Below are 25,824 nucleotides of genomic sequence, written 5' to 3' on the forward strand. Positions count from 1 at the left end.
AGCGCGGCTCGGGTGGCCGGACCCGGCCCTTGTTAACGGTGGGTAACCCTGTGCTGGCTCTGGACAAACGGATTGCGGCGCGATGAGATGACGCACCGAGTTCCTGCCCACCCCCCAGGCGGCCCCGATGACGGATGTTGTGTTGGACGGCGTCGAGAAGGTCTATCCCGGCGGGCAGGTCGCCGTCCGCAAGGTCCGGCTGCGGATCGACGACGGCGAGCTGTTCGTGCTGCTCGGGCCGTCCGGGTGCGGCAAGTCCACCATCCTGCGGATGATCGCCGGGCTGGAGGAGATCACCTCCGGCGACCTGTGGCTGAACGGGTCGGTGGCCAACGACCTGCCGCCGCGCGACCGGAACGTGGCGATGGTGTTCCAGGAGGGCGCGCTCTACCCGCACCGCACCGTCAAGGGCAACATGATGTTCCCGCTGGAGGTGTCGGGCGACGACCGCGCGGAGGCGTCCGCGAAGGTCGTGGAGCTGGCGCGCGCGCTCGGGCTCAACACGATGATCGACCGGCTGCCGGGCACGCTGTCGGGCGGCCAGCGGCAGCGCGCCGCGATCGGCCGGGCGCTGGTCCGCGAGCCGTCGCTGTTCCTGATGGACGAGCCGCTGTCCAGCCTGGACGCGGGGCTGCGCACCGAGCTGCGGGTGGAGATCGCCGCGCTGGTGCGCTCCAGCCGCACCACCACCGTCTACGTCACGCACGACCAGATCGAGGCCATGACGATGGCCGACCGGATGGCGGTGCTGCGCGACGGCGTCCTGGAGGACGTCGGCACGCCCGAGCAGATCTACGAGGACCCGGCGACGGTGTTCGTCGCGGCGTTCCTCAGCTCGCCGCCGATCAACCTGCTGCAGGCGACGCTGTGGGCGGTCGAGGGCGAGGGGCTGCTGCTCGACCTCGGCCCGCAGCGGCTGACGATCCCGTGGGACGACCCGCGCGCGTCGTCGCTGATCAGCCAGCACGGGCAGATGGTGATCGTCGGGATCCGGCCGGACACGCTGGTCCCGATCGCGCCGGGCGTGCCCGCCCGGCAGGGGACGGTGCTGTCCGGGCAGGTCCACTCGCTGGAGTTCCACGGGCACGAGTGGCTCGCCTACGCGCAGGCCGGGATCCCGACCGTGGACGCGAACGAGTTCGGGCGGCCGCGTCCGGCGCCGGCGCCCGCGGCCGCGCAGCCGGGGCTGCGCGACCGGCTGCGGGGGATGCTCGGCCGTCCGGCGGGCCAGGCCGGGCAGGCCGAGGAGCACGAGGGCCACCACCGCCGCTCCGACCTGATCTTCCGCGCGAACCCGGGGCAGCGGCCGAACCGCGGCGACCACGTCGCGCTGACGGTGAACCTCGACCGGATCCTGCTGTTCGGCGCGGACGGCCGCCGCGTCACCCCCGTCCAGCGCTGACCCGCCGCCGGGCCCTGCGCCCGCTAGCCGAGGACGCGCCGCAACCGGTGCAGGCCCTCGCCGATCTCCGGCAGCGTGACGGCGCCGTAGCCGAACACCAGCCCCGGCGCCGCCGGCCCGTCGACCGCGAACTCCGACAGCGCGAACAGCCCGACGCCCTCCGCCAGCGCCGCGCGGACGATGGCCGCGTCGTCCGCCCCGTCCGGCAGCGTCGCGCTCAGATGCAGGCCCGCCGCCGACGGCACCACCTCCAGCCGTCCCGCGAACAGGGTGCCGAGCAGCCCCGCGACCCGCTCGTGCCGGGCCTGGTACTCGCGCCGCGACCGGCGGATGTGCCGCGCCAGCAGCCCCTCGTCGATGAACCGGGCGAGCGCCGCCTGCGTCGGCAACTCCGCGTGCCACGACGACACGTACCGCGCCAGCCGGAACGCGCGGTGCAGCGACGGCGGCGCCACCAGGAACCCGATCCGCAGCACCGGACGCATGATCTTGGAGAAGGTGCCCATGTAGAGCACGCGGCCCCCGTCGTCCAGGCTCTGCAGCGGCTCGATCGGCCGGCCCCCGTACCGGTACTCGGTGTCGTAGTCGTCCTCGACGATCACCACGTCCCGGCGCCGCGCCCACTCCAGCAGCGCGCGGCGGCGCGGCAGCGACATCGGCATCCCCAGCGGGAACTGGTGCGACGGCGTCACGTAGACGGCCCGCGCGTCCTCGGGAAGCGCGTCCACCCGCAGGCCCTCGGCGTCCACCGGCACGCCCCGCACCCGCATCCCCGCCGCGCGCAGCAGCATCCGCACCGGCGGGTAGCCGGGATCCTCGACCGCCACCACGTCGCCCGGCTCCAGCAGCACCCGGACGACCAGGTCGAGCGCCTGCTGGATCCCCGACGTCACCACCACGTCCGCCGCCGCCGCGCGCACCGACCGCGACACCCCGACGTGCCGGGCGATCGCCTCCCGCAGCTCCTTCAGCCCCGCCGGGTCCCCGGCCGCCGCCGGATCGCCGAGCGCGGACGGGCGCAGCCGCCCCGCCATGATGCGCCGCCACGACTCGTACGGGAACAGCCGCACGTCCGGCAGGCCGGCCCGGAAGTCCCAGGTGATCCCGGGCATCCTGGCCGGCCACACGCCGACCTCGTCCCACACCTTCCGCGGCCGCAGCGGCGACGCACCCGGGCGCTCCCGCTCCAGGAAACCCGCGTCCCGGACGAACGTCCCCGCCCCCACCCGGCTCTCCAGGAACCCCTCCGCCGCGAGCCGGTCGTAGGCCACCGCCACCGTGTTCCGCGAGATCGCCAGCCGCCGCGCCAGCTCCCGCGTCGGCGGCGCCGCCTCCCCCGCGCGCAGCCGCCCGTCCAGGATCGCGGCCCGCAACTGCCGGTAGATCTGGCCCGCCAGATCCTTCCGCCCGACGAGGCTCACATGCAGGTCCACGCGTCCGACCCTAGACCGGCTCAGTTGTTTTCCGCGTTTTTGGCCCTGTACCTGAGCCACTCGCCGTTCCTACGGTGGCCGTATGGACCTGCTGACCGAACTGCTCACCACCGACTTCCGGACCCTCGACCGCAACGCCGCCGACCTCTACCTCGCGGCCGTCGCCCAGGTGAAACCGGACGCGCTCGCCCTGCCGACGCCGTGCCCCGACTGGACCCTGCACGGGCTGCTCCGCCACCAGGTCAGCCAGGACCAGGGCTTCGCGGCCGCCGCCCGCGGCGACGGCGCCCGCCTGGCCAACTGGCACGGCGGCGACCTCGGCGACGACCCCCACGCCGCCGCCGCGGCGTCCCTCGACCTCGTCACCGAGGCGTTCGCCGTGACGCCCCTCGACGCCGGGTTCGTCCTCCCCGAGGTCCGCGACGGCGGCCCGTTCCCCGCCGCGCTCGCGATCAGCTTCCACTTCGTCGACCTCGTCGTCCACGCCTGGGACGTCGCCGCGACGATCGGCGCGCCCTGGGAGCCCGGCGAGGAGCTGCTCACCGCCGCCCTCAAGGTCGCCGCGATCGTCCCCACCGGGGCCGACGACCGCGGGCCCGGAACGTCGTTCGCGCCCGTCGTCCCGTCCTCTGACGGCGCGTCGGATCAGGACCGCCTCCTCACCCTCCTCGGGCGCTCCCCGTCGTGGAACCGCTGAAGAGCTGGCGGCCCGGCCCAGCCGGAGGCGGCGGACCGGTGCTGGTGAGCGTCACCGACTTCACCTGCGCCCACCCGTCCGACCTCCCGAAGGTCTACCGGGCCGGCCTGTCGCTGCGGCGGGCCTGGCCCGGCCTCCAGGGCGCCGTCGGCCTCTGGCTGTGGACGAAGCCGCTGCAACTGCGCAGCGGCTCCGTCTCCATCTGGGAGACCCCCGACGACCTGCACCGCTTCGTCGCCTGGCCCCCGCACGTCGCCATCATGCGCCGCTTCCGGAACCGCGGCGCCATCCGCGCGCACACCTGGACCGCGGACGCCTTCGACCCCGCCGAGACCTGGACGCGCGCCGTCCGCCTGCTGGCTCAGGCCGGCGAGCCCTCGCAGACCGCGCCCCGGTAGAAGCCGATCTTGAACTTGATGTGCTCCTGCTGCTCGCGCAGCCGGGCGATCTGCTCCTCCACCCGGCGGTCGTGGTCCTGCAGCAGCTCCAGGCGCTCCCGGACGGTCTCCGCCCCGCCCCGCGCGAGCTCGGAGTAGCGCAGCATCTCCGCGATCGGCATCCCCGTCTCGCGCAGGCAGCGCAGCATCCCGAGCCACTGCAGATCGTCGTCGCTGAACACGCGCCGCCCCGACGCGTTCCGCGCGATCCCGCCGAGCAGCCCGATCTTCTCGTAGTAACGCAGCGTGTCGATGCTGAAACCGCTTTTCTCGGCGGTCTCGCCCGGAGAATAGGAGCTCACGCTCCCCAGGATCCCACCTGGAGCCCACTCCAGGTCAATTCTCCGCGTCCCCCGCCTCCAGGAACCCCGCCACGGCCCCGGCGAACCACCGGGGATCGTCGAGCCACGGAAAATGCCCGGCCCCCGGCTGGACCAGCACCGTCGCGTCACGGAACAACCCCGCGATCTCCGCGGCCACCCGAGGCAACGGCCCGCCGTCCAGTTCCCCGGCCAGCACCAGGACCCGCGCCTCCAGCCGCGCGACGACGTCCCGCGCCGCCTCCGGATCGAACGCCTCCGGCGCCGCGTACAGCTCCGCCGCCTCCTCGTTCGTCTCCGCGACCTCCCGCGCCGCATGCGCCCGGGCCGCCGCGTCCCAACGCCCGTAGAAGAACGGCATGACCGCCTCCCAGTCGGCCTCGGTCGCGGTCCCCGCCCGAACCGCCTCGAACGCCTTGCGTCCCGCCTCGAACCACGGCTCGCCCTTCCGGAGCTCCGCCGCCTCCCGGCGATGCTCCACCGTGAAGTCGACCCCCAGCGCACGCCCCCGGCCCGTGACCAGAGTCAACGTGCGCACCCGCTCGGGATAGGCGACCGCATACAGAATCGCGAGATCCCCACCCGCCGAATGCGCAAGCAGATCGAGCCGCTCCAGATCGAGATGCTCCCGCAGGGCTTCCACGTCCGAGACCTGCCGATCACACCGATACGTCCCCGGATCGACCGGTCTCCCCGACCCGCCCGTCCCGCGCAGATCCAGCATGACGAGCGGACGCCGCCCGGACAGCCCGCCGAGATCCCCGAGATACGCGGAAGCACGCATCGGCCCACCCGGAATGCACACCAACGGATCCGCGGCGCCGCACGTGTTCTCGTCGTTGTCGTCCTGGACGACGCGGTAGGCGAGTTCCGTCCCGTCTTGCCCAACGATCACCGGCATCCTCACATCCAACGCCATCAGCGATCCATCCGCCCTCTTTCCAGCCATCGAGTGGTGGGGCGCTTTCCGGGGAGCTCGGGTGCTCCTCCGAGGAGGATCGGGTGTGCGGGTCTTGGGGCGAGATGGTGTTCGGGTGGTGGGGTGGCGCTGGCGTACGGGGCCGCCCCTCCAAAGTCAAGGGCGCCTTCGGCGTCGCTGCGCGATGGACTTCGTCCACCCTTGACTTTGGAGCCTCTGCGGCCCCTGAGGCAGCGTTAGGGGCAGGCTCCGCCTGCCCCGCCCCGGGTCGCGCCACCCCACCACCCCCTTCCGTAAGGAACGAGAGGTGACCAACACACCCGAACGGACGCACCGAACACGGGTGTCGGCCAGTGACAAGGCCGAGCTGAGAGGCAAGGCGGCTGACCGCCTCCGTCACCGGAGTGCGGCGGAGAGACGACTGCCGCAACGTGCGTACGCATGGCGGTCGGGTGCCGAGCTTCCTTACGTGGGTGCCGGCAGGCTGCCGCGTGATGAGGCCGTTGTGCGTGAGGTGTCGTCGGCTGCTGGCGCCGAAGGCGGATCCCAGGGGGACTGCAGCAGCGTTCATGAGTCTGCGAAGGCTCTTGAGGGCAGGCCAAGTTGCCGATGTCGGCGTTCACCGGGCGCGGCGGGGTGGGGGCTCTTGGGTGCTAGTTGCTCGCATGGGAATCGGTAAGTTGCCGCACGGTGAGGGCACATGCGCGAGGCGGGCCGGTTGGTCGCTGGCCGTCGCTGGAGATGTCGGGGTGCCGTCGCCCTTGGTGCTGGTCACGTCCATGGTGTTGGCGGGTGCGGCAGTTCCGAAGGCGTCGTGACCATCCTCGATGTGCCCGTTTAGTGCAGGCGCATCAGTGGATTGTGGGCCTGGTGGTGTGAGGGCATGCCAGCCGCCCGGCGGTCTTGCTGCCGGGCGGCTGCGCAATGGGTGGGTGGTTATGCGGCCCAGTTGAAGGTGGTGCCGGGTGGCCCGTTGCTGGTTCGGGGTCGGGCGTCGGGCGGTGGCAGCAATCGGTAGACGTAGCGCCCGTCTGGGTCTTTGGTGATGTGGATCTGGTCGGGGCTGGTGTGTTTGAACCGGTTGTGCCATCCGCAGGTGAGTGCGAGTTGATCGATGTCGGTCGGTGACCTACCGAGTGCCCATCCTCCGACATGATCCACTTCGCACAGCGTCCCCGGCGTCTCGCATTCGCGTACCGCGCAGGTCGGGTACAGCGTCTCCAGGACCTGGCGTTGGGCTGCGGAGGCGAACCGTTCCCGGTAGCCCAGGTAGAGCGGGGTGTTCCCGCGTCCCAGCAGGAGGGGTGACACTCCGGCCGCGAGAGCGATGCGGCGGGCCTGGGCGGCGGGGATCGGTGTCCCGTCGGTGAGGCGGGCCGGAGCGTTCCCGCCGGTGAGGGTCTCAAGGTCGCAGATGACGGTGACCTTGGTGGCCTTGTGCCCGCCCGACAGCACGCTCGACAGCGCCGCTGCGGTGCGCTCGCTCACGTCCCGGCGGTCGTCGGGCCCGGCCGGCTTGGCGAGCGGCGCGAGGGTGCCGTCCCAGATCGCGGCGTCCTCGGGGTTCAGCCACCCCTTGATGTACCGGCCGCCGTCCAGCGAACGCGTCGTCGTGATCCACGACTTGTCGTACCCGTGCTTGGAATCCTCGTCCGGTGCGTCCTCAGTACCGTCGCGTTCGGCGATGACGTCACGGATCCGCTGCCCGAACGCCGCGACCTTCCCAGCCGAGAACCCCTGATCGGCCATGTCCAGCAGTGTGGCCTCCGCCTGCGCGCAATCGGTGTCGTCCAGGCGAGCCACCGACTCGGCGACGGTGGTGGCGTAGCCGTAGGACAGGTCTCCGGCCGCCAGCCGCTTGGTCACCTGCGGGATCCGGTGCCGCTGGCGCGCGAGCGTCAAGCGCTCCTTGGCGCGGCTTTCTCGCATGCCCAGCTTGGAACGCAGCCATGCCCGGGTGGAGGGGTATCCCCATCTCTGCTGTTCCCCTGCCACGTCCACTCGGCCGATGAACGATGCCATGGCGCTTTCCTGCATATCGGTGGCCGTGGCAAGTATTTCGGTGAGTTCGAGGCAGGCGGCTGCTGATTCGGGGGCTTCTCTGGTGGCGAGTTCAGCGGCGATGGTTGAGAGCGCGTTCACCAGTTCCATGGTGGACGCGGCCCCCAACTCGACCGTCACTGATTGCATACGTAAAGAATACCATGCGTGACCGGGAATCGAACCTCTGAGCGGGCATTTTTCAGGGTTGGATTTCCCAACCGACTCCGCCCCAATTTGCCCGCCTCTGACTCTTTGCCCATTTCGTCCCTTGCTTGGCGGCTCCCTTAGTTCCTTACGGAAGGGGGTGGTGGGGTGGCGCGACCCGGGGCGGGGCAGGCGGAGCCTGCCCCTAACGCTGCCTCAGGGGCCGCAGAGGCTCCAAAGTCAAGGGTGGACGAAGTCCATCGCGCAGCGACGCCGAAGGCGCCCTTGACTTTGGAGGGGCGGCCCCGTACGCCAGCGCCACCCCACCACCCGAACACCATCTCGCCGGCAACGCCATCGCACGAGCGCCCCTCTCGCCCCACCCCCGAACACCATTCCGCCCCACGACCCGAACACCCAACACCGGAACACATAGCCACCACCGAACGGCGACCCCCTAGGAATCCCATCCCGAACAGACTCCCCCACTCCAAGGCCAACACCAAATCCCCCGCGACCCTCACCCCACCGCACGCATAATTCACGAAGCATCCCCAACCAAGTACCATTCACCGATGGACGGCGTCCTGGAAGTGATGTGTCTTCGGCATGCAGAGTCCGAGAACGTTGTCGGCGGCTTGTCCGGGGCATTGCCGGATGCCGCCTTGACGGCACATGGGCACAGGCAGGCGGTCGCGGCGGCGCGGGCGCTTATGCCGGTCGAGCACGTTTATGCGAGCACGGCCAAGCGCGCACTGCAGACGGCGGACGCGATCGGCCAGGTCCAAGGCGTTGAGGTCACCGCGATGGCCGGGCTGGTCGAGGTGGGGATCGGCGCCTTGGAGGGCGCGGCGGACACGGCGACCCGCTCGAGGACGGCCGAGGTGCTGCACTCATGGGTGGTGGACGGACGGCTGGACGAGCGGGTCGCCGACGGCGAGACGGGGCACACCGTCGTCCGGCGGGTCCTGGAGGCGTTCCGGACGATCGAAGCCGAGCACCCTGGCGGCGGGGCGGTCGCCGTGGTGGGGCATGTGGCGAGCCTCACGGCGGAGCTGAGCGTCATGTGCGGGCTGGGCTCGGCGGTGTGGGGCGCGCCGCTGCCGCATGCCGTTCCCTTCCGGATTCTGCTGGACGTCCAGGGCTGGCATTGCACTGCGTGGCCGGGGGCCTGACCTCGGGCTCCGGGGAGACTGGCCGGCGGCGGGGCGGGTATGCAGCGGTGGCCGGGCTTGACCTGGAGTGCACTCCAGGTCGGAGAGTCATTGGCAGGCAGCACGAACGGAACGAGAACCGACGGACGCGAAGAAGAGGAAGACCGCCATGCGCATCGGACTCCAGGTGCCCAGTTTCACCTTTCCCGGCGGGCCGGACCAGATCGGCCCGACGTTCGCCCGCATCGCCAAGGACGCCGACCAGGGCGGCCTGCACTCGCTGTGGGTGATGGACCACTTCTTCCAGATCAACATGGTGGGCCCGGCGGACGAGCCGATGCTGGAGGGCTACACCGCGCTCTCCTACGCGGCGGCGCTGACGGAGCGGATCACGCTCGGCACGCTGGTCACCGGCGTGACGTACCGCCATCCCGGCATCCTGGTGAAGACGGTGACGACGCTGGACGTCCTGTCCGGCGGGCGTGCCTGGCTCGGCATCGGCGCGGCGTGGAACGAGGAGGAGTCGCGCGGCCTCGGCGTGCGGTTCCCGCCGACGGCGGAGCGGTTCGAGCGGCTGGAGGAGACACTGCGGATCGCGCATCAGATGTGGGAGGGCGACGAGTCGCCGTTCGAGGGCGAGCACTACCGGCTGGAGCGTCCGCTGAACTCGCCGCCGTCGGTTCGCCGCCCGCATCCGCGGATCCTGATCGGCGGCACGGGCGAGAAGAAGACGCTGCGGTTCGTCGCCAAGTACGCCGACGCCTGCAACATCTTCGACGGCGAGGAGCTGCCGCGGAAGCTGGAGGTGCTGCGGGAGCACTGCGAGCGGGAGGGGCGCGACTACGACGAGATCGAGAAGACGTCGCTGACCTTCTTCACCGACACGCCGTCGGTGGGCGCGGCCGTCGACGCGGTCGGGCGGCTCGCGGAGCAGGGCGTGGACGAGGTGATCTTCTCGCAGGGCACCGGCCAGGACCTGACGGGCATCCTGGCCGAGGCGCTGGCGCAGACGGGGAAGATCGTCCCGGCGGGGCGCTGAACCACCCGTCCCGGGCCCGCCGGCCACGGCCGGCGGGCCCGGGATGTCCGGCGCGTCAGTCCCGGACCGGCGGCCTGAGGTGCAGCGGGACGCCGAAGAGGTTGAGCGCGTTGATCAGCGACACCAGGGCGGCGAGGTCGCCGAGTTCGCGGTCGTCCGGGTAGTGCTTGCGCAGTGTCTCCCACAGTTCGTCGCTCACGGGCTCGCGGCGGGTGACGGCCTCGGTGTAGGCGAGGGCGGCGCGCTCCGCCTCGCTGTAGAGCGGCGATTCGTGCCACACCGTCAGGTGGTGGACGCGCTCCTCGGGTTCGCCGAGCGCGCGGAAGTCCCGGATGTGGTGGTCGACGCAGAAGGCGCACCCGTTGAGCTGCGAGGCGCGGATCTTGATCAGTTCCTCGGTCGGCCGGGGCAGCGGCCCGCGGCGGATGAGCCCGGCGATCTTCATGAACCCCTGGTAGACCTCGGGGGTCGCCTCCTGCAGAAGCATGCGCGGCATGGTCTGTCTCCCTTCGTCACCAGGGAGACGACGCACCCCCGGTGCGTGTGACAGGACGGATCGGCTCAGTCGGAAGACCGCGGATTGGCTCTACCACCGGGCCGATTCGCCGCCCTAGGTTCGGCGGCATGATGGCGACCCGAGAAACGACGGTCAATGAGAAGGCGCGGCTGTTCCGCTCGTACCACGAGGGGCTGCTGGTGCTGCCGAACGCCTGGGACTCGTGCAGCGCGGCGATGATCGAGCGGGCGGGGGCGTCCGCGATCGGGACGTCCAGCGCGGCGGTCTCGTGGGCGCTCGGCAGGCCGGACGGCGAGCAGCTCGACCGGGAGGCGATGGCGGCGGCGGTCCACCGCATCGCCCATGCGGTGGACGTTCCGGTCACCGCGGACGTCGAGGGCGGGTACGGCGCCGCCCCGCGGGACGTGGCGGCGACGGTCGAGGCGGTGGTGGCCGCGGGGGCGGCCGGGATCAACCTGGAGGATTCGCCGGGCCCGGCGGGCAGCCCGCTGCACTCCCCCGACGCGCAGGCGGAGCGGATCGCGGCGGCACGCGCCGCCGCGGCACGTGCGGGCGCGCCCGATCTGGTGGTGAACGCGCGCACCGATGTGTTCTTCCACCAGGTCGGCGATCCGGCGGGGCGGCTGGACGAGGTGGTCGCGCGGGCGGGCCGGTACGCGGAGGCGGGCGCGGACTGCCTGTTCGTGCCGGGCCTGCTGGATCTGGACCTGCTGCGGACGCTGACGGCCGCGGTCCCGATCCCGGTCAACGCGGGGTCGTTCTTCGCGGGCGGCCCGACGGTGGCGATGCTGGCGGAGGCGGGCGTCCGGCGCGTCAGCGTGGGGACGGCGCTGGCCGGCGCGGCTTACACGGCGGCGCTGCGGGCGGCCGAAGCGTTCCTGAAGAACGGCGATCTGGACGCGACCGCCGGCAGCCTCTCGCCCCTGGATCTGGACGGCGCGATGCGCCGCCCCGCCGCCGGCTGACCCCGGAAGACCGGAGACGGCTACCAGCCGAGGGCCGAACGGGCGGCGGCGAGCTTCTCCGGGTTCAGGACGCGGCGGACCGCGACGATCCGCCCGTTCCGGACCTCGACCGTGTCGACGGCGGCGAGCCGCCCCGCCCGGTTCCGGACGAGCAGCGCGGACTCCCCGTTGACCTCGGCGGGGACGAGGGCGAACCGCTGCCGGACGGCGACCCGCAGCAGCGCGGTGACGACCCGTCCCGGGCCCGCGATGATCTTGCGGGCGGCGAAGACGTGGCCGCCGCCGTCGGTGGTGTAGGTGGCGTCCGGGTCGAGCAGCGCCAGCAGGGCGGCCTCGTCGCGGCGCTCGTAGGCGGCCCGGAACGCGCGCAGCACCCGATCCCGCTCCCCCGCGTCCGCGGGGCGGGGCGGGGTCGCGGCGGCGACCTTGCGGCGGGCCCGGGACGCGAGCTGCCGGCACGCGGCGGGCGTTTTGCCGAGCACCTCCGCGATCGCGTCGTAGGGCACCTCGAACGCCTGGTGCAGCACGAACGCGACCCGCTCGGGCGGCGACAGCTCCTCCAGGACGAGCAGCATCGCGGTGCCGGCGGTCTCGTCGACGAGCACGGGTTCGGCGGCGTCGGGGCCGGTCAGCAGCGGTTCGGGCAGCCAGGGCCCGACGTAGTCGACGCGGCGGGCGTGCGCGGAGCCGAGCAGGTCGTAGGCGCGCCGGGCGGCGACGGTGATCAGCCAGGCGCGCAGGTCGCGGACGTCGTCGAGGGGTTTGGCGGCGGCGCGCAGCCACACGTCCTGCGTGATGTCCTCGGCGTCGGTGACACTGCCGGTGATCCGGTAGGCGGCGCCGAACACGGCGGGCCGGTGCCGCGCCCACTCGTCGTCGAGCCGCCCCATCTCACGCGGCTGCCGGGGTGAAGACCCACTTCTTGTACGACCAGTAGCGGAACGCGGAGCTGAACACGACGCCCGCGAGGAGCCCGAGGTTGTAGGCGATGCCGCCGTGCAGGCCGAGCGTGTAGTAGGTGAATCCGGTGCACAGCACCTGGATGCCGAGCCCGATGCCGTTCAGCGCGAAGAAGATCGCGAACTCGCGGCCGGAGCCCTCGCTGTCGCGGTGCCGGAACGTCCAGTAGCGGTTGAGCAGGTAGGAGCTCAGCGTGGACAGGACGGTGGGGACGGCGACGCTGGTCACCGGGCTGCCGCCGAGCCAGGCGCGCATCAGGTTGGCGCCGAAGATCATGATGAGGGTGCCGACGAAGCCGACGGCTCCGAAGCTGAGCAGCTCGCGGAGGAACGCCCGGTACGCCGGTGCGGACGAGACCGTTTTCGCCGGTCTCGACCGCTGCATGGTGCTCACTCGCCCAGACCTTACCTGAACGGTACATATAACGACGTCACAACCCCGTTAAAACGGCCAGGCCCCATCCCCGGTTCCCGGGCGCGCGGCGCTCAGCGCTCGGCGGTGGCCGTGGCCGGCGCGAGCAGGACGATCAGGCCGGCGAGCGCGGCCGGGACGGCGAGCGCCCAGGCGAGCCCGACGCCCTGCGCGACGAATCCGATGACGGGCGGGCCGCCGAGCAGGCCGAGGTAGCCGACCCCGGTGACCCGGGAGATCCCGGCGGCGGGCGGGACGCCGGGGACGTTCCCGGCGGCGCTGAACGTGACGGGCGCCACGACGGCGACGCCGAGCCCGAAAAGGGTGAATCCGCACACGGCGGCGACCGGGTTCCCGAGCAGCAGCCCGAGGGCGAGCCCGGCCGCCGCGACCAGCGACCCGGTCCGCAGCACGGTGACGGGCCCGAAGCGGGCGACGACGCGGTCGCCGGCGAGCCGTCCGGCGGTCATCGCGATCGCGCAGCCGGCGTAGCCGAGCCCGGCCGCGCCGGGGCCGGTGCCGAGGCTCTCGCGCAGGTAGATGGCGCTCCAGTCGGCCATCGCGCCCTCGCCGACGAACGAGCAGAGCCCGATGACGCCGAGCATGATCAGCGGCCAGCGGGCGGCGCGGACGGCCGCCCCCCGCCGCCCCGGCGGTGCGGCCTCGGCGGCGTCGTCGGCGTCGCTCTCCGGAAGCACGTCGATGGAACGATCCAGCAGGTCGCGGCAGCCGACCGCCAGCAGCACCACCAGCACCGCCGCCGCGACCGACAGGTGCACCGCGACCGGGACGCCCGCATGCGCCGCCCCGGACCCGATCAGCGCCGCCACCAGCGTCCCGATGCTGTACGAGCCGTGCAGGCCGGACATCAGCGGGCGCCCGTACCCGCGCTCGACGGCGACGCCCTGGGCGTTCATCGCCACGTCCATCAGGCCGAGCGACCCGCCCATCAGCACCAGGGAGCAGATCAGCGACGCGAGGTTCCACGACAGCCCCAGCGGGACGAGCGACAGCGCGCCCACGGTCCCGGCGGCGACGGTGGTCGCGCGGGAGCCCCACCGGTGCACGATCCAGCCGGCGAACCGGACCGCGGCGACCACGCCCACCGGGGCGCCGAGCAGCGCGACGCCCATCGTGCCCGCGCTCAGCCCGAGATGCTCCTTGATCTGCGGGATGCGCGCCACCCACGCCGCGCCGAGCAGGCCGTGCGCCGCGAACGCCACCGTCACCGCGAGGCGCGCGCGGGCCGGCGCCGCGATCTCGTCCGTCACCACCCGGCCGACTGTACGTGCCTTACGGCCCGGCCCGGTACGGCCGGGCGGTGACAAAGATCGGGAGCGGGGTCTCAGCCGGCGAGGTCGGCGAGCGGCACCGCCGGGTCGGCGAGCCGGGCCTCCTCGACCGGGCGCCCGGACCGGATCAGCGCCTGGACGTCGCCGGTCACGTCCCACACGTTGACGTTCATCCCGCCGACGACCCGGCCCTCGTTCAGCCAGAACGCGATGAACTCGCGGGCCGCGACGTCCCCGCGGTAGACGACCCGGTCGTACTCCCCCGGCGCGGCGACGCCGGACATCTCCATCCCGAGGTCGTACTGGTCGCTGAAGAAGTACGGGACGCGGTCGTACACGACGTCCCGGCCGAGCATGGCGCGCGCGGCGGCGGGCCCGCCGTTCAGCGCGTTCGCCCAGTGCTCGACGCGGATCCGGCGGCCGAGCAGCGGGTTGTAGGCGTTGGCGACGTCGCCGGCGGCGAAGACATCGGGGTCGGAGGTGCGCAGCGACTGGTCGACGAGGATCCCGTCGGAGACCTCGAGGCCCGCCTTCTCGGCGAGCGCCGTGTTCGGCCGGACGCCGATGCCGACGACGACCACGTCGGCGGGCACCTCGGCGCCGCCGGAGGTGACGACGGCCGACACCTGCCCGGCGCCCCAGAACCCGGCGACGCCCTGGTCGAGGCGGACGTCGACGCCGTGCTCGTGGTGCAGGTCGGCGAACAGGCGGCCGAGCTCGGGGCCGAGCGCGGCGTGCAGCGGCGCGGGCTCCGGCTCGATGATCGTGACGTCGTTGCCGTACTCGCGGGCGGCGGCGGCCGCCTCCAGCCCGATCCAGCCGGCCCCGGCGACGACGACGCGCCGGCCGCCGTGCGCGAACGCCTGCTTCAGCGCGGCAGAGTCGGCCATGGTGCGCAGGTAGTGGATGCCCTGGAGCTTGGAGCCGGGGACCTCCAGGCGGCGCGGCGAAGCGCCGGTCGCAAGGAGCAGCCTGGTGTAGCCGATCGGCTCCTTGGTCGACAGCCGCACCTGGTGGGCGGTCCGGTCGATCGCCGTGACGGAGACGCCGGCGCGCAGTTCCACGTCATGCTTGTCGTACCAGTCGGCCTCGTGCACGTGCGCCTTCTCGCGCGGTTCCTTGTCGAGCAGGAACCCCTTGGACAGCGGCGGACGCTCGTACGGCCGCTCGATCTCCTCGCCGATCAGCAGCACGCGGCCCGCGAAGCCCTCCTCGCGAAGCGTCTCCGCCGCCTTGGCTCCGGCAAGTCCGGCACCGACGATGACGAACGTCTCCTCGGGCATGGCGCGACCTCCTGTAGATGACTTGTAGCTATCCCTACAGCGGCCTCCGTAACGAGACAAGGGTCATTGTTCGGCGCGTCGGGGCGGAATGCACGCACCTAGGCCCGGCCCCGGCGCGGGCTACTGCGGGCGGCCGCCGAGGAGGCGGTGGCGCGCGATCGCCGACAGGTCGGTGAGGGAGGCGATCTGGTCGACGACGGCGCGCAGCCGGGCCGCGTCGTCGCCGGCGTCGACGAACGCCTCGCGGAACCCGGGGTCCAGGGAGGCGGGCGCGCCGGCGAGCATCATCTCGGCCAGCTCGGTGATCAGGGTGCGCTGGCGTGCCCTGACCTCCTCGTGGCTGATCCACACGTAGTGCGCGGTGATGCCCTTGAGCAGCGCGTTCTCCAGCCGCTGCGGGCGCGGGACGATCAGCTCGGCGGCGTAGCGGGTGAGCGGCCGGTCGCCGTGGGCGACGCGGGTGGCGGTCTCGGCGGCCAGGCAGAACCGGCCGATCAGCGTGCTGGTGAGGTTCTTGAGCGCGGCGAGGCTGCGCGGCGTGCCGTCGTAGCGGTCGGGCCAGTACGGCTCGGCGAGCAGCGCGGCGAACCGCTCCTCCAGCTCGTCGAGGCCGGCGTCGGCGCAGTACAGCTTGGCGGCGGTGGCGGCGACGAGCCGGCGCTCGGACGGGTCGGCGAGCCGCGCGAAGTCGACGTGCCCGGCGACGAGCGCGTCCTCCAGGTCGTGGACGGAGTAGGCGACGTCGTCGCTCCAGTCCATGACCTGGGCCTCGAAGCAGGTCCGGCCGGCCGGGGCGCCCTCGCGGACCCAGCGGGCGACGTCGACGTCGTCGGCGTACACGCCGAACTTGCCGTTGACGGCGTCCTGCTGCGTCCACGGGTACTTCATCGCCGCGTCGAGGGCCGCGCGGGTGAGGTTGAGGCCGACGCTGCGGCCGTGCAGGGGCGGGCCGTCCGGCGCGAACGACTTGGGCTCCAGCCGGGTCAGGACGCGCAGGCTCTGCGCGTTGCCCTCGAAACCGCCGCAGTCGCGGGCGACGACGGCCAGGGCGGACTCGCCGTTGTGGCCGAACGGCGGGTGCCCGATGTCGTGCGACAGGCACGCCGCCTCGACCAGGTCGGGGTCGCAGCCGAGGGACTTGCCGAGCTCCCGGCCGACCTGCGCGCACTCCAGCGAGTGGGTGAGCCGGGTGCGCAGGCTCTGCACGGTGTCGGCGGCGGCGTCCGCGCCGGGCGAGGCGACCTGGGTCTTGGCGGCGAGCCGGCGGAGCGCGGCGCTGTGCAGCACGCGGGCCCGGTCGCGTTCGAACGCCGTGCGGTCGCGGCGCTTGGGGGGCTCGGGCGCCCAGCGCAGCTTGTCCCTGCCGGAGTATCCGGACCCTTCCGAGCGTCCGGTGCGTGACGGGTTGTGGGTCATGTCCTTCCAGAGTAAGCGGGCAAAGGGAGAGTAAGCAGGCCGAGCCGCCGCTGATTCGGCGGCGCCGGGCAGGGCTCAGCGGGTGGGCGCGCCGCCCGGGGTGGCGCCCGGCGTGGCACCGGGCGCGCCGGGCGACACGGTCGCGGTCGGGTCACCGTGGATGATCTTGATGGTCTCGCTCGGCGTCTTCACGCTCTTGCCGAGCAGCACGTACGACAGGTACCCGCCGGTCTCCCGGACGATGTAGTGGAACTGGGTGTCGCGGGTCTGCACGCTCGGGCCGCTGCGGGTCGGCGACGCGGCCGCCTTGATGCCGCTGTCCTCGGCCATCCGCTTGGAGCGCAGCGCGTGCGGCGGGTCGGTGACGATCACGCCGGACGTCCAGTGCCGCGCCTTGTAGACCTTCCCGACCGCCTTCATGCTCTGCAGCGTGTCGCGGCCGTCCGGCACCGCGACGACCTGGGACGCGGGCACGCCGCCCTTCTCGATCAACCACCGGCGCCCGGACTCGGCCTCGGTGTAGTGGTCGCCGGGCGCCCGGCCGCCGACGGTGACGATCGCGGGCGCGACCTTGTCGCGGTACAGGTCCAGGGCGTGCTGGAGCCGCCAGCGCAGCGTCGGGGACGGCACCCCGTTGTACTGCGCGGCGCCGAGCACGATGATCGCGTCCGAGCGGGGCCGCTCGTCCTGCCGGGCCTGGTACCAGACGCGGGCGCCGACGGTCAGCGGGGTCAGCACGACGACGGCGAGGACGCAGCACAGCACGGTGACCGGGATCGTGAACCAGAGCGGCCGCGGGCGCCGTCCGCGCCTCTTGCGGCCGCGCGGGCGCTCACCGGTCTCCTCGGGCTCGTCCGGGTCGTGGTCCGGCAACTCGACTTCCAACGTCATCGCTCTGGACACGTTAGTGAGATGGTCCGGCGGGCGCCGGAGGTTCGCAGGTCCGGCGTGTTGCGCGCCCCACATTTCCACCCGCCGGGGATCCCGCGTTGCGCGGTCCCGGGCGGTCGGCCGCGCGCCGGCCGGCCGCCCGGGCCGCGGTCAGCGGCTGTCGCTGCCTCCCGCGGCGCCCGCCTCGATCGCGGCGCGGCCGGCCTCCAGCCGCGCCACGGGTACCCGGAAGGGCGAGCAGGACACGTAGTCCAGGCCGACCTCGTGGCAGAAGTGCACCGAGTCGGGGTCACCGCCGTGCTCGCCGCAGATCCCGAGCTTGATCCCCGGACGCGCCCTGCGGCCCTCCTCGGCGGCGATCCGGACGAGCCGCCCGACGCCCTCCCGGTCCAGGGTCTCGAACGGCGACACCCCGAAGATCCCGAGTTCGAGGTAGCGGGAGAAGAACGCCGCCTCGACGTCGTCGCGGGAGAAGCCCCACGTCGTCTGGGTGAGGTCGTTGGTGCCGAAGGAGAAGAACTCGGCGGCCTCGGCGATCTGCCCGGCGGTCAGCGCCGCCCGCGGCAGCTCGATCATGGTGCCGACCAGCGCCGGGACGTCCACGCCGGTGGACTCCCGGACCGCGTCGAGGATGCCGCGCGCCTCGTCGCGGACCGCCTCCAGCTCCTGCACCGCGCCGACGAGCGGGATCATGATCTCGGGGCGCGGGTCGCCGCCCGCGGCCTTGCGGGCCGCGGCGGCCTCGGCGATCGCGCGCACCTGCATGGCGAACAGCCCCGGAATCACCAAACCCAGCCGCACGCCGCGCAGCCCCAACATAGGGTTCTGCTCGTGCAGTCGGGTGACTGCCTCGAGCAGTCTCCGGTCCTTGGGGTCGGCGCCGTCGCCGGCGAGGGCCACCCTGACCGACAGCTCGGTGATGTCGGGGAGGAACTCGTGCAGCGGCGGGTCGATGAGCCGGATCGTGACCGGCAGCCCGTCCATGGCCTCGAAGATGCCCTCGAAGTCCTGCTTCTGCAGGGGCTCCAGGGCGTCCAGCGCGGCCTGCCGCTCGTCGTCGCCCTCGGCCAGGATCAGCTGCTCGACGAGCTGCCGGCGGTCGCCGAGGAACATGTGCTCGGTGCGGCACAGGCCGATGCCGCGGGCGCCGAACCGGCGGGCCCGCGCCGCGTCCTCGGCGTTGTCGGCGTTGGCGCGGACCGCCATCGCCGCCCTGGCGTCGGCGTGCTCCATGACGCGGTTCACCGCGGTGACCAGCTCGTCGCCGTCCGCGGCGGACAGCTCGCCCTCGAAGTACCGGACGACCGGGGAGTCCTCGACCGGGACCTCGCCGAGGTAGACGTCGCCGGACGACCCGTCGATCGAGATGACGTCGCCCTCGCTCACGGTGACGCCGCCGGGCGCGGTGAACGACCCGGCCTTGACGTCGACGTCCAGCTCCTCGGCGCCGCACACGCACGTCTTGCCCATGCCGCGGGCGACGACGGCGGCGTGCGAGGTCTTGCCGCCGCGGGAGGTCAGCACGCCCTTGGCGGCGACCATGCCGGACAGGTCGTCGGGGTTGGTCTCGCGGCGGACGAGGATCACGTCCTCGCCCCGCTCGGCCAGCTCGACGGCCCGCTCGGAGGTGAACACGGCCTTGCCGACGGCGGCGCCGGGCGAGGCGTTCATCCCCTTGGTGATCTTCTTGACGCCGTCGACCCTGCTGGCGAACCGGGGGAACATCAGCTGCGCGAGCTGGCCGCCGGTGACGCGCCGGGCCGCCTCGTCGGCGTCGATGAGCCCCTGGTCGAGCAGCTGGCAGGCGATCCGGAACGCGGCGGCGGCGGTCCGCTTCCCGACCCGGGTCTGCAGCATCCACAGCTTGCCGCGCTCGATCGTGAACTCGATGTCGCACATGTCGAGGTAGTGGTTCTCGAGCGTCTCCATGATCTCGAGAAGCCGGTCGTAGGACGCCTTGTCGATCCGCTCCAGCTCCGTCAGCGGGACGGTGTTGCGGATCCCGGCGACGACGTCCTCGCCCTGCGCGTTCTGCAGGTAGTCGCCGTAGATGCCCTGGTGCCCGGACGCGGGGTCGCGGGTGAACGCCACGCCCGTCCCCGAGTCCATCCCCATGTTGCCGAAGACCATCGAGCAGATGTTGACGGCGGTGCCGAGATCGACGGGGATGCGCTCCTGGCGGCGGTACAGGATCGCGCGGTCGGCGTTCCAGGACTCGAACACCGCCTCGGTGGCCAGGTCCATCTGCTCGCGCGGGTCGGTCGGGAACTCCCGGCCGGCCTGCTCGCGGACGATCGCCTTGAACCGGTCGACGAGGTCCTTGAAGTCGTCGGCGGTGAGGTCGGCGTCGTCGTCGGTGCCGCGGGCCCGCTTGACGTCCTCGACGGCGTCCTCGAACAGGTCGCCGTCCACGTCCAGCACGGTCTTGCCGAACATCTGGATCAGCCGGCGGTAGGAGTCCCAGGCGAACCGCTCGTCGCCGGCCTGGGCGGCGAGGCCGTGCACCGACTCGTCGTTGAGACCGACGTTCAGGACGGTCTCCATCATCCCGGGCATGCTGAACTTGGCCCCCGAGCGGACGCTGACCAGCAGCGGGTCGCCGGGCTCGCCGAGCTTCTTGCCCATCGCGCCCTCCAGGGCGGCGAGGTGGGCGTTCACCTCCTCCGCCAGCCCCTCGGGCAGGGTCCCGTGCTCAAGGTAATGCCGGCAGGCCTCCGCAGTGATCGTGAACCCGGGAGGCACGGGCAGGCCGAGGTTGGTCATCTCGGCCAGGTTGGCGCCCTTGCCGCCCAGCAGATCCTTGAGGTCCTTGTTTCCCTCGGTGAAGTCGTACACGAACTTCGGCACGGGGAGCTCCTTCTCGCTCCGGTTCCACCCAGTGACAGTTCCGGACCCCCGCGCCGGAGAGCGCGCACCGTTGCGTCCCCCCAGGCGCCAGCGGGTCCGCTGCCCTGTTTGCCGGGACTGTACCCGCGGATGACCCGGTCTCCCGGCACCCCTTTGCCCGAACGGCGTTATCGCAGCTCAGAGGCCGTTTAGTGGTCTATTCCAAGTGGTCTGAACCACTGCCCGGGGGCCGCCGCCGCCCTGAGGCCGCACACCGCGCGCCCGGCGCCGGGGAAACATCCCGCGCTCCTGGCGCACCCATTGCTCTGGAGAGGTAATGATGGATCAAGGAGGTGACGCTGTGAGGCCGAAGGTCGCCGGCGGCCGGGCGGGAGACCCGTTCGCCCCGATCGCCGATTTCGGGTTCCTGTCCGACTGCGAGACGACCGCGCTGGTCGCGCCCAGCGGGAACATCGAGTGGATGTGCCTGCCGAAGATGGACTCGCCCAGCGTGTTCGGGTCGATCCTGGACCGGGACGCCGGGTACTTCCGGGTCGGCCCGGCGGGCGTGGAGGTGCCCGCCGCGCAGCGCTACATCCCCGGCACCATGGTGATGGAGACCACCTGGTGGGTGCACGGCGGCTGGCTCGTGGTCACCGACGCCCTGCTGATGGGGCCCTGGCACCACGAGACGGAGCGGTCCCACACGCACCGCCGGGCCCCCACCGACTACGACGCCGACCACGTCCTGCTGCGGATGGTGCGGTGCGTGAACGGCCAGGTCCAGGTCCGGCTCGACTGCATGCCGGTGTTCGACTACGGGCAGACGCCGGCCCGCTGGGAGCACACCGGCGCCGGCTACCACGAGGCCGTCGCGCGCGGGAACGGCGTCGGGCTGCGGCTGACCACCGACATGAACGTCGGGTTCGAGGGGTCGCTCGCCACGTCCCGGACGCTGCTGAAGCAGGGCGAGTCCCGGTTCGTCGCGCTGTCGTGGAGCGAGCACGCGGCGCCCTCGTCGTGGGAGGAGGCGCAGGAGCGGCTCGTCTGGACCGTCCACCACTGGCAGCACTGGCTGGACCGCGGCCGCTTCCCCGACCACCCGTGGCGCAGCCACCTGCAGCGCAGCGCGCTCACCCTGAAGGGGCTGACGTTCGCGCCGTCGGGCGCGGTCGCGGCCGCGGCGACGACGTCGCTGCCGGAGACGCCGGGCGGCGACCGGAACTGGGACTACCGCTACACCTGGATCCGCGACTCCACCATGGCGCTGTGGGCCTTCTACACCCTCGGGTACGACTGGGAGGCCAACGACTTCTTCTACTTCATCACCGACGTCGCCGAGGCCGCCGAGGGCAAGCTGCAGATCATGTACGGGCTGGACGGCCGGGAGGAGCTGCCCGAGTCCACCCTCGAGCACCTGACCGGCTACGACAACGCCCGCCCGGTGCGCATCGGCAACGAGGCGTACATGCAGGCCCAGCACGACGTGTGGGGCGCGATCATCGGGTCGATCTACCTGTTCGTGCGCAAGCGCGACCGGCTCGACGACCGGCTCTGGAAGATCGTCGTGAAGCAGGTGGAGGACGCGCTCGCCAACTGGCGCACCCCCGACTGCGGGATGTGGGAGGTGCGCGGCGAGCCGCAGCACTTCACCTCCTCGAAGGTGTTCTGCTGGGTCGCGGCCGAGCGCGGCGCGCGGCTGGCCCGCGTCCGCGGCGACCAGGAGCGGGCGCGCCGCTGGCAGGCCGCCGCCGACGAGATCCACGCGGACGTGCTGGCGAACGCGCTGGACGAGCGGGGCGTGTTCACCGCGCACTACGGCGCGGACGCGCTGGACGCGTCGGCGCTGCTGATCCCGCTGCTGGGGTTCCTGCCCGCCGACGACAAGCGCGTCCGGGAGACGGTCCTCGCCATCGCCGACGAGCTGTCGGAGGACGACCTCGTCCTGCGGTACCGGGCGACCGAGACCGACGACGGGTTCGAGTCGGAGGAGGGCACCTTCACGATCTGCTCGTTCTGGCTGGTCAGCACGCTGGTGATGATCGGTGAGCTGGACCGGGCGCGGGCGCTGTGCGAGAAGCTGCTGTCGTACGCGAGCCCGCTGCAGCTGTACGCCGAGGAGATCGACCCGCACACCGGGCGGCACCTCGGCAACTTCCCGCAGGCGTTCACCCACCTCGCGCTGATCAACGCGGTGATGCAGGTGATCAACGCGGAGGGCGAGCAGGAGCAGCCGCCGCTGGCCTGAGCCGGCGGGGCGCCGTGGCCGGGATCGTCCCCGGCCACGGCGCTTCTTCATGGCGGTTCAGCCCGCCGCCGGGGCGACCCGGTCGAGCGGCGCGGGCGCGATCACCGGATGCGCCCTCAGGTACGCGGCGAACGCCTCGTGGTCGGGCAGGTCGTTGCGGTAGGCGCCGGTGAACCCGTTGAACGCGGTGTGGCCGTCCGCGCCGATCAGCGTGTAGGCGAGCGCGGCCAGCCGGTACCTCCTGGACGGGTCGAGCGGCCTGCCGTCGATCGTGACCTTCGCCGGGTCGACGCGGTCGCCGGCGGGGCGGGACGCGTCGTAGCCGTAGCGGACGTTCTTCGACACCGCGAACGGCGCGAACTTCGTGCCCTGCCACTGCTGCTCCAGCGCCTGGTGGATCTGCTCGCCGGTCACCGTGACGGTGAGGACCGGGTTGCCGTACCCGTAGGCGCTCCACGCCTCGCCGAACGTCACGCGCCCGTCGGCGTCGCCGGCGGCCGTCCCCCTCGCGTACGGCAGGTCCCGCGCGACCGCGGTCGAGCCGGTCACGGGCTTGGTCGCGACGAGCGCGAGATCGGCGCGGCCCTTGCGGGACGTCCCCGCCGCCCAGTACTGGACGTCGGCGGCGAGGTCGCCCATGGTGCTCTCGCCGGCGCCGTTCTGTGCCCGGGTGAAGTCGCCGGTCTGCCGCGCGAGCGGCTGCGCGGCCAGCGCGTTCCCGCGGGCCGTCCAGTAGTCGGCGATCTTCTGGACGGCCGGGTCGGGCGCGATGTCGCGGGTCACCGGATGGTTGACGGCCCTGGTGGCGCCGCGGATCACCTCGCCGCGGGCGTCCAGCCGCAGGTCGATCTCGCTGATCAGCCGGCCGTGGTTCAGGCCCTCGACCACCGGGCGCGGGTTCCCCGCCGGGTCGGCGATCGTGCAGTTGAACCCGGCGTGCCAGTGCCCGGTGAAGATCGCGTCGATGTCCGGCGACGCCTGCTTCGCGAAGTCGACGACGGGGCCGTGCGGGTCGTGGCAGCCGTCGAAGCCCGCGCCGTCCGCCGTCCCGCCGTCGTGGACGTTCGCCACGATCGCCTTCACGCCGCGCCGCTTCAGCTCCGCGGCGTACCGGTTCGCCGTCTCCAGCAGCGGCAGCGACCGCAGGTCCGGCTGGTAGGACGTGGACCCGGCCGGGGTGTCCGGGACGGTCAGGTCGATGAACCCGACCGGGATCCTCCGGCCGCCGTCCCCGCGCACCCACTCGATGTTGTACGGCTTGAGGATCGGCTTCCCGGTCTTCGCGGCGACGATGTTGCCGGTGTAGAAGGGGAAGTCGGCGCCGCGGAACCGCTTGCCGGTGGAGTCGGTGAAGCAGCTGTCGACGTTCACCGTGCCGAAGCAGCGGCCCTTCATCATGTGGTCCTTGAGGAACCCGGCCGACACGTCCAGCTCGTGGTTGCCGACCGCGGAGAACCGGACGCCGAGCTTGTTGAGCACCTCGATCGTCGGCTCGTCGCGGAACGCGTCCACCTCGAACGGCCAGCCGCTGAAGTTGTCGCCGACCGAGAACAGGATCGAGTTCCGCTTCCCCTGCCGCAGCCGCTCCAGGTGCGCGGCATTGTAGGCGGCGCCGCCGACCTTCAGGACGGTCCCGTCCGGCAGCTTCACCTGCCCGTTCGCGGCGTCGTCGTAGGGCTGCAGGTAGCCGTGGAAGTCGGTGATGGACAGCAGCTGCACGTCGACCGGGCGGGGCTGCCCGGCGTGCGCGGCGGGCACCGTCCCCGCCGTGGCGGCGGCCAGGGCGAGCGCGCCCCCGGCCAGCCGTCGGGACATTCGAGACACCGGACACCTTCCGCCGATCGGACCGATCGGCAGAAGATCACCAGTGCCGGGTGACCGGCGGGCGAGGAGAAGATCATCGGCAGGTGAACGGCCATGATCACAACTTGGCGACGACCGCCGGAAATGCGCTTTTTGTGACCTTGATCCCGTACCTTCCCGCTGTGACAACGCCACCGGACGCTGACGACGTCCAGGACACCCCCGAAGAACCGTCCGCCGCGGCCGCCTGGACCCCGCCGGACGCGGGCACCACCGCCGCTCCCCCGCCGCCGGAGCACGCCGCCGCGCCCGCACCACCGCCCCCGCCCGGCCCGCCGCCCGCACCCGGCCCGCGCCGGACCAACCGGTTCGCGATCGTCGCCCTGCTCGCCGGGATCTTCGGCCTCGTCGTGTTCGCGATCGGCTTCGCGATCGCCACCTTCGTCCAGACGAGCCGCCGCAACGAAAAGGGCAAGGGCCTCGCCGCCGCCGGCCTCGCCGCCTCCGCCGTCTGGATCGCCGCCGCCACCCTCGTCCTCGCCATGGGGGTCCTGCACACCACCACCGGCGGCGTCGACGCCCCGGCGAGCAAGGGCGGCAAGCCGCGCGTCACGACCTTGCTCGCCGGCGACTGCTTCACCGGCCTCGAGGACGGCCTCACCAGCGTCTACGTGACCAAGACGCCGTGCACCCAGCCGCACGAGGGCGAGATCGGCGCCGTGGTCACCCTGGCCGACCTCCCGTACCCCGGCGACGGGTCACTCGTCACCGAGGCGACGAAGGAGTGCAAGGACAGGACCCGGTTCCTGATGAACAACCGCTACTCCGACGACCTTGAACTGCACATCGACCGTCCCCGCCGCGAAGCCTGGAGCAAGGGCCGCCACGACGTCACCTGTGTCCTGCGCTACACCGGCTCCGAAAAGCTCACCGCGCCCCTGACCAGCGCGGAATGGGGAGCGCGGACCTACCTCGACCTGGTCGCCGGCGACTGCGTCGACAAATGGCGGGAACGCGCGCTCCTCACCACCGTCGACTGCAAGAAGAAGCACGAACTGCAGGTCATCGCGAAATACGATATGCGCGGCCACGAGTACCCGACCAAGGACACGATCGAGGCGAAGGCGATGCTGGAGTGCGCCAAGCGCACGGTCAAAGTCTTCGCCAAGCGGCCTCTGCCCCGGCATGTCGTGCCGTGGTACCTCTACCCGTCGAAAGAGGGCTGGCAGGAGGGCGACCGCAGGATCGTCTGCATGTTCAAGGCCGACGGAGCGCCCCTGACGAGTTCGGTGCTGCCGAAGTGAGCCCGGGTGACTGCGTCAAGCCATGGGACGGCGGGGGGAACGAGGAAATCGTCAACTGCGACGAGGAACACCAGGTTCAAATTTATGCGGTCATCAAATATCACAACGCGGCCTATCCGACGGGGAAGGAAATGATGTACGGCTGCAGCGAACGCGCGGTTCATGCCTTCGGAACGCACCCGCCGGACGTCCTGGTGAGATGGACGCGCCCCCGCGACGACTTTTGGATGATGGGGCAGCGCTTCGTGTTCTGCTTTGCCGAGGCTCGGCACGGCTCACTCACGCATTCGGTGATGCCTCAATGAGCGCGCACGATGAGG

At 72.1% G+C, this 25,824-nt stretch carries 22 protein-coding genes; 9 read left to right on the plus strand and 13 right to left on the minus strand.

The features are described from left to right. The first annotated feature begins 127 nt into the window (after window positions 1-127). The gene (locus tag J4709_RS18775) at window positions 128-1,402 is read left to right on the plus strand and encodes an ABC transporter ATP-binding protein (RefSeq protein ID WP_208242460.1); all 1,275 of its coding nucleotides are present in this window, start codon (window positions 128-130) and stop codon (window positions 1,400-1,402) included. 23 nt (window positions 1,403-1,425) lie between these two features. Here J4709_RS18775 and pdxR read toward each other — a convergent pair whose 3' ends face one another. Next, a complete protein-coding gene (gene pdxR / locus J4709_RS18780) occupies window positions 1,426-2,835 on the minus strand; it encodes a MocR-like pyridoxine biosynthesis transcription factor PdxR (protein WP_208242462.1) in 1,410 nt (469 codons plus the stop codon). A gap of 82 nt (window positions 2,836-2,917) precedes the next feature. Between pdxR and J4709_RS18785 the strand changes: the two genes are divergently transcribed. Both J4709_RS18785 and J4709_RS18790 read left to right on the plus strand, forming a co-directional pair. Continuing rightward, a complete protein-coding gene (locus J4709_RS18785) occupies window positions 2,918-3,532 on the plus strand; it encodes a TIGR03086 family metal-binding protein (RefSeq protein WP_208242464.1) in 615 nt (204 codons plus the stop codon). Then, the gene (locus J4709_RS18790; RefSeq protein ID WP_208242466.1) at window positions 3,520-3,930 is read left to right on the plus strand and encodes a hypothetical protein; all 411 of its coding nucleotides are present in this window, start codon (window positions 3,520-3,522) and stop codon (window positions 3,928-3,930) included. Before J4709_RS18785 ends, J4709_RS18790 begins: the two co-directional genes overlap by 13 nt. Here the strand turns inward: J4709_RS18790 and J4709_RS18795 are convergent. The 3 genes from J4709_RS18795 to J4709_RS18805 all read right to left on the minus strand — a co-directional run bounded on the left by J4709_RS18795 (window position 3,894) and on the right by J4709_RS18805 (window position 7,359). Beyond that, window positions 3,894-4,271, minus strand: a complete 378-nt coding sequence (locus tag J4709_RS18795; protein ID WP_173099768.1) for a MerR family transcriptional regulator — start codon at window positions 4,269-4,271, stop codon at window positions 3,894-3,896. The two genes, J4709_RS18790 and J4709_RS18795, sit on opposite strands and share 37 nt — an antisense overlap. Before the next feature lie 34 nt (window positions 4,272-4,305). Then, window positions 4,306-5,208 carry an alpha/beta fold hydrolase gene (locus J4709_RS18800; protein WP_208242468.1) on the minus strand — a complete coding sequence of 301 codons (903 nt, stop codon included), beginning with the start codon at window positions 5,206-5,208 and terminating at the stop codon, window positions 4,306-4,308. A gap of 936 nt (window positions 5,209-6,144) precedes the next feature. Further along, entirely contained in the window at window positions 6,145-7,359 is a 1,215-nt protein-coding gene (locus J4709_RS18805; RefSeq protein ID WP_208242471.1) for an HNH endonuclease signature motif containing protein, read from the minus strand. 611 nt (window positions 7,360-7,970) lie between these two features. Between J4709_RS18805 and J4709_RS18810 the strand changes: the two genes are divergently transcribed. Both J4709_RS18810 and J4709_RS18815 read left to right on the plus strand, forming a co-directional pair. After that, window positions 7,971-8,570 carry a histidine phosphatase family protein gene (locus tag J4709_RS18810; protein ID WP_208242473.1) on the plus strand — a complete coding sequence of 200 codons (600 nt, stop codon included), beginning with the start codon at window positions 7,971-7,973 and terminating at the stop codon, window positions 8,568-8,570. Between the two features lie 148 nt (window positions 8,571-8,718). Beyond that, window positions 8,719-9,588, plus strand: a complete 870-nt coding sequence (locus J4709_RS18815) for an LLM class F420-dependent oxidoreductase (protein ID WP_208242475.1) — start codon at window positions 8,719-8,721, stop codon at window positions 9,586-9,588. A 55-nt stretch (window positions 9,589-9,643) separates the two neighbouring features. Here the strand turns inward: J4709_RS18815 and J4709_RS18820 are convergent, their stop codons facing one another. After that, on the minus strand, window positions 9,644-10,084 hold the full coding sequence (locus tag J4709_RS18820; protein ID WP_208242477.1) for a carboxymuconolactone decarboxylase family protein: 441 nt from the start codon (window positions 10,082-10,084) through the stop codon (window positions 9,644-9,646). A 128-nt stretch (window positions 10,085-10,212) separates the two neighbouring features. Here J4709_RS18820 and J4709_RS18825 point away from each other — a divergent pair, with 128 nt between their 5' ends. Continuing rightward, the gene (locus J4709_RS18825) at window positions 10,213-11,070 is read left to right on the plus strand and encodes an isocitrate lyase/PEP mutase family protein (RefSeq protein WP_232383710.1); all 858 of its coding nucleotides are present in this window, start codon (window positions 10,213-10,215) and stop codon (window positions 11,068-11,070) included. A 20-nt stretch (window positions 11,071-11,090) separates the two neighbouring features. Here J4709_RS18825 and sigJ read toward each other — a convergent pair whose 3' ends face one another. The 7 genes from sigJ to ppdK all read right to left on the minus strand — a co-directional run bounded on the left by sigJ (window position 11,091) and on the right by ppdK (window position 20,170). After that, window positions 11,091-11,960: an RNA polymerase sigma factor SigJ gene (gene sigJ, locus J4709_RS18830; protein WP_208242479.1), complete on the minus strand. Its 870-nt coding sequence runs from the start codon at window positions 11,958-11,960 to the stop codon at window positions 11,091-11,093. 1 nt (window position 11,961) lies between these two features. Next, on the minus strand, window positions 11,962-12,414 hold the full coding sequence (locus J4709_RS18835) for a GtrA family protein (protein WP_232383744.1): 453 nt from the start codon (window positions 12,412-12,414) through the stop codon (window positions 11,962-11,964). A gap of 101 nt (window positions 12,415-12,515) precedes the next feature. Then, window positions 12,516-13,715 carry an MFS transporter gene (locus tag J4709_RS18840; RefSeq protein ID WP_208242482.1) on the minus strand — a complete coding sequence of 400 codons (1,200 nt, stop codon included), beginning with the start codon at window positions 13,713-13,715 and terminating at the stop codon, window positions 12,516-12,518. A gap of 71 nt (window positions 13,716-13,786) precedes the next feature. Beyond that, on the minus strand, window positions 13,787-15,016 hold the full coding sequence (locus tag J4709_RS18845) for an NAD(P)/FAD-dependent oxidoreductase (RefSeq protein WP_208242484.1): 1,230 nt from the start codon (window positions 15,014-15,016) through the stop codon (window positions 13,787-13,789). 120 nt (window positions 15,017-15,136) lie between these two features. Beyond that, entirely contained in the window at window positions 15,137-16,432 is a 1,296-nt protein-coding gene (locus J4709_RS18850) for a deoxyguanosinetriphosphate triphosphohydrolase (RefSeq protein WP_208242486.1), read from the minus strand. A gap of 75 nt (window positions 16,433-16,507) precedes the next feature. Then, window positions 16,508-17,323, minus strand: a complete 816-nt coding sequence (locus tag J4709_RS18855) for a YdcF family protein (protein ID WP_208242488.1) — start codon at window positions 17,321-17,323, stop codon at window positions 16,508-16,510. 150 nt (window positions 17,324-17,473) lie between these two features. Further along, window positions 17,474-20,170 (minus strand): pyruvate, phosphate dikinase, encoded by a 2,697-nt coding sequence (gene ppdK, locus J4709_RS18860; protein ID WP_208242489.1) that lies wholly within the window; start codon window positions 20,168-20,170, stop codon window positions 17,474-17,476. Between the two features lie 340 nt (window positions 20,171-20,510). Here ppdK and J4709_RS18865 point away from each other — a divergent pair, with 340 nt between their 5' ends. Further along, on the plus strand, window positions 20,511-22,397 hold the full coding sequence (locus tag J4709_RS18865) for a glycoside hydrolase family 15 protein (protein WP_307801355.1): 1,887 nt from the start codon (window positions 20,511-20,513) through the stop codon (window positions 22,395-22,397). Window positions 22,398-22,454: 57 nt separating this feature from the next. Here J4709_RS18865 and J4709_RS18870 read toward each other — a convergent pair whose 3' ends face one another. Next, the gene (locus tag J4709_RS18870) at window positions 22,455-24,212 is read right to left on the minus strand and encodes a bifunctional metallophosphatase/5'-nucleotidase (protein WP_208242491.1); all 1,758 of its coding nucleotides are present in this window, start codon (window positions 24,210-24,212) and stop codon (window positions 22,455-22,457) included. A gap of 170 nt (window positions 24,213-24,382) precedes the next feature. Between J4709_RS18870 and J4709_RS18875 the strand changes: the two genes are divergently transcribed. Together J4709_RS18875 and J4709_RS18880 are read left to right on the plus strand one after the other, a co-directional pair. Beyond that, entirely contained in the window at window positions 24,383-25,504 is a 1,122-nt protein-coding gene (locus J4709_RS18875) for a septum formation family protein (RefSeq protein ID WP_208242493.1), read from the plus strand. Further along, the gene (locus tag J4709_RS18880) at window positions 25,501-25,809 is read left to right on the plus strand and encodes a hypothetical protein (RefSeq protein WP_208242495.1); all 309 of its coding nucleotides are present in this window, start codon (window positions 25,501-25,503) and stop codon (window positions 25,807-25,809) included. The genes J4709_RS18875 and J4709_RS18880 overlap by 4 nt, the downstream gene beginning before the upstream one ends. Window positions 25,810-25,824 lie beyond the last annotated feature (15 nt).

The organism is Actinomadura violacea, assembly GCF_017573465.1.
GTDB classification, from domain to species: Bacteria; Actinomycetota; Actinomycetes; order Streptosporangiales; family Streptosporangiaceae; genus Spirillospora; species Spirillospora violacea.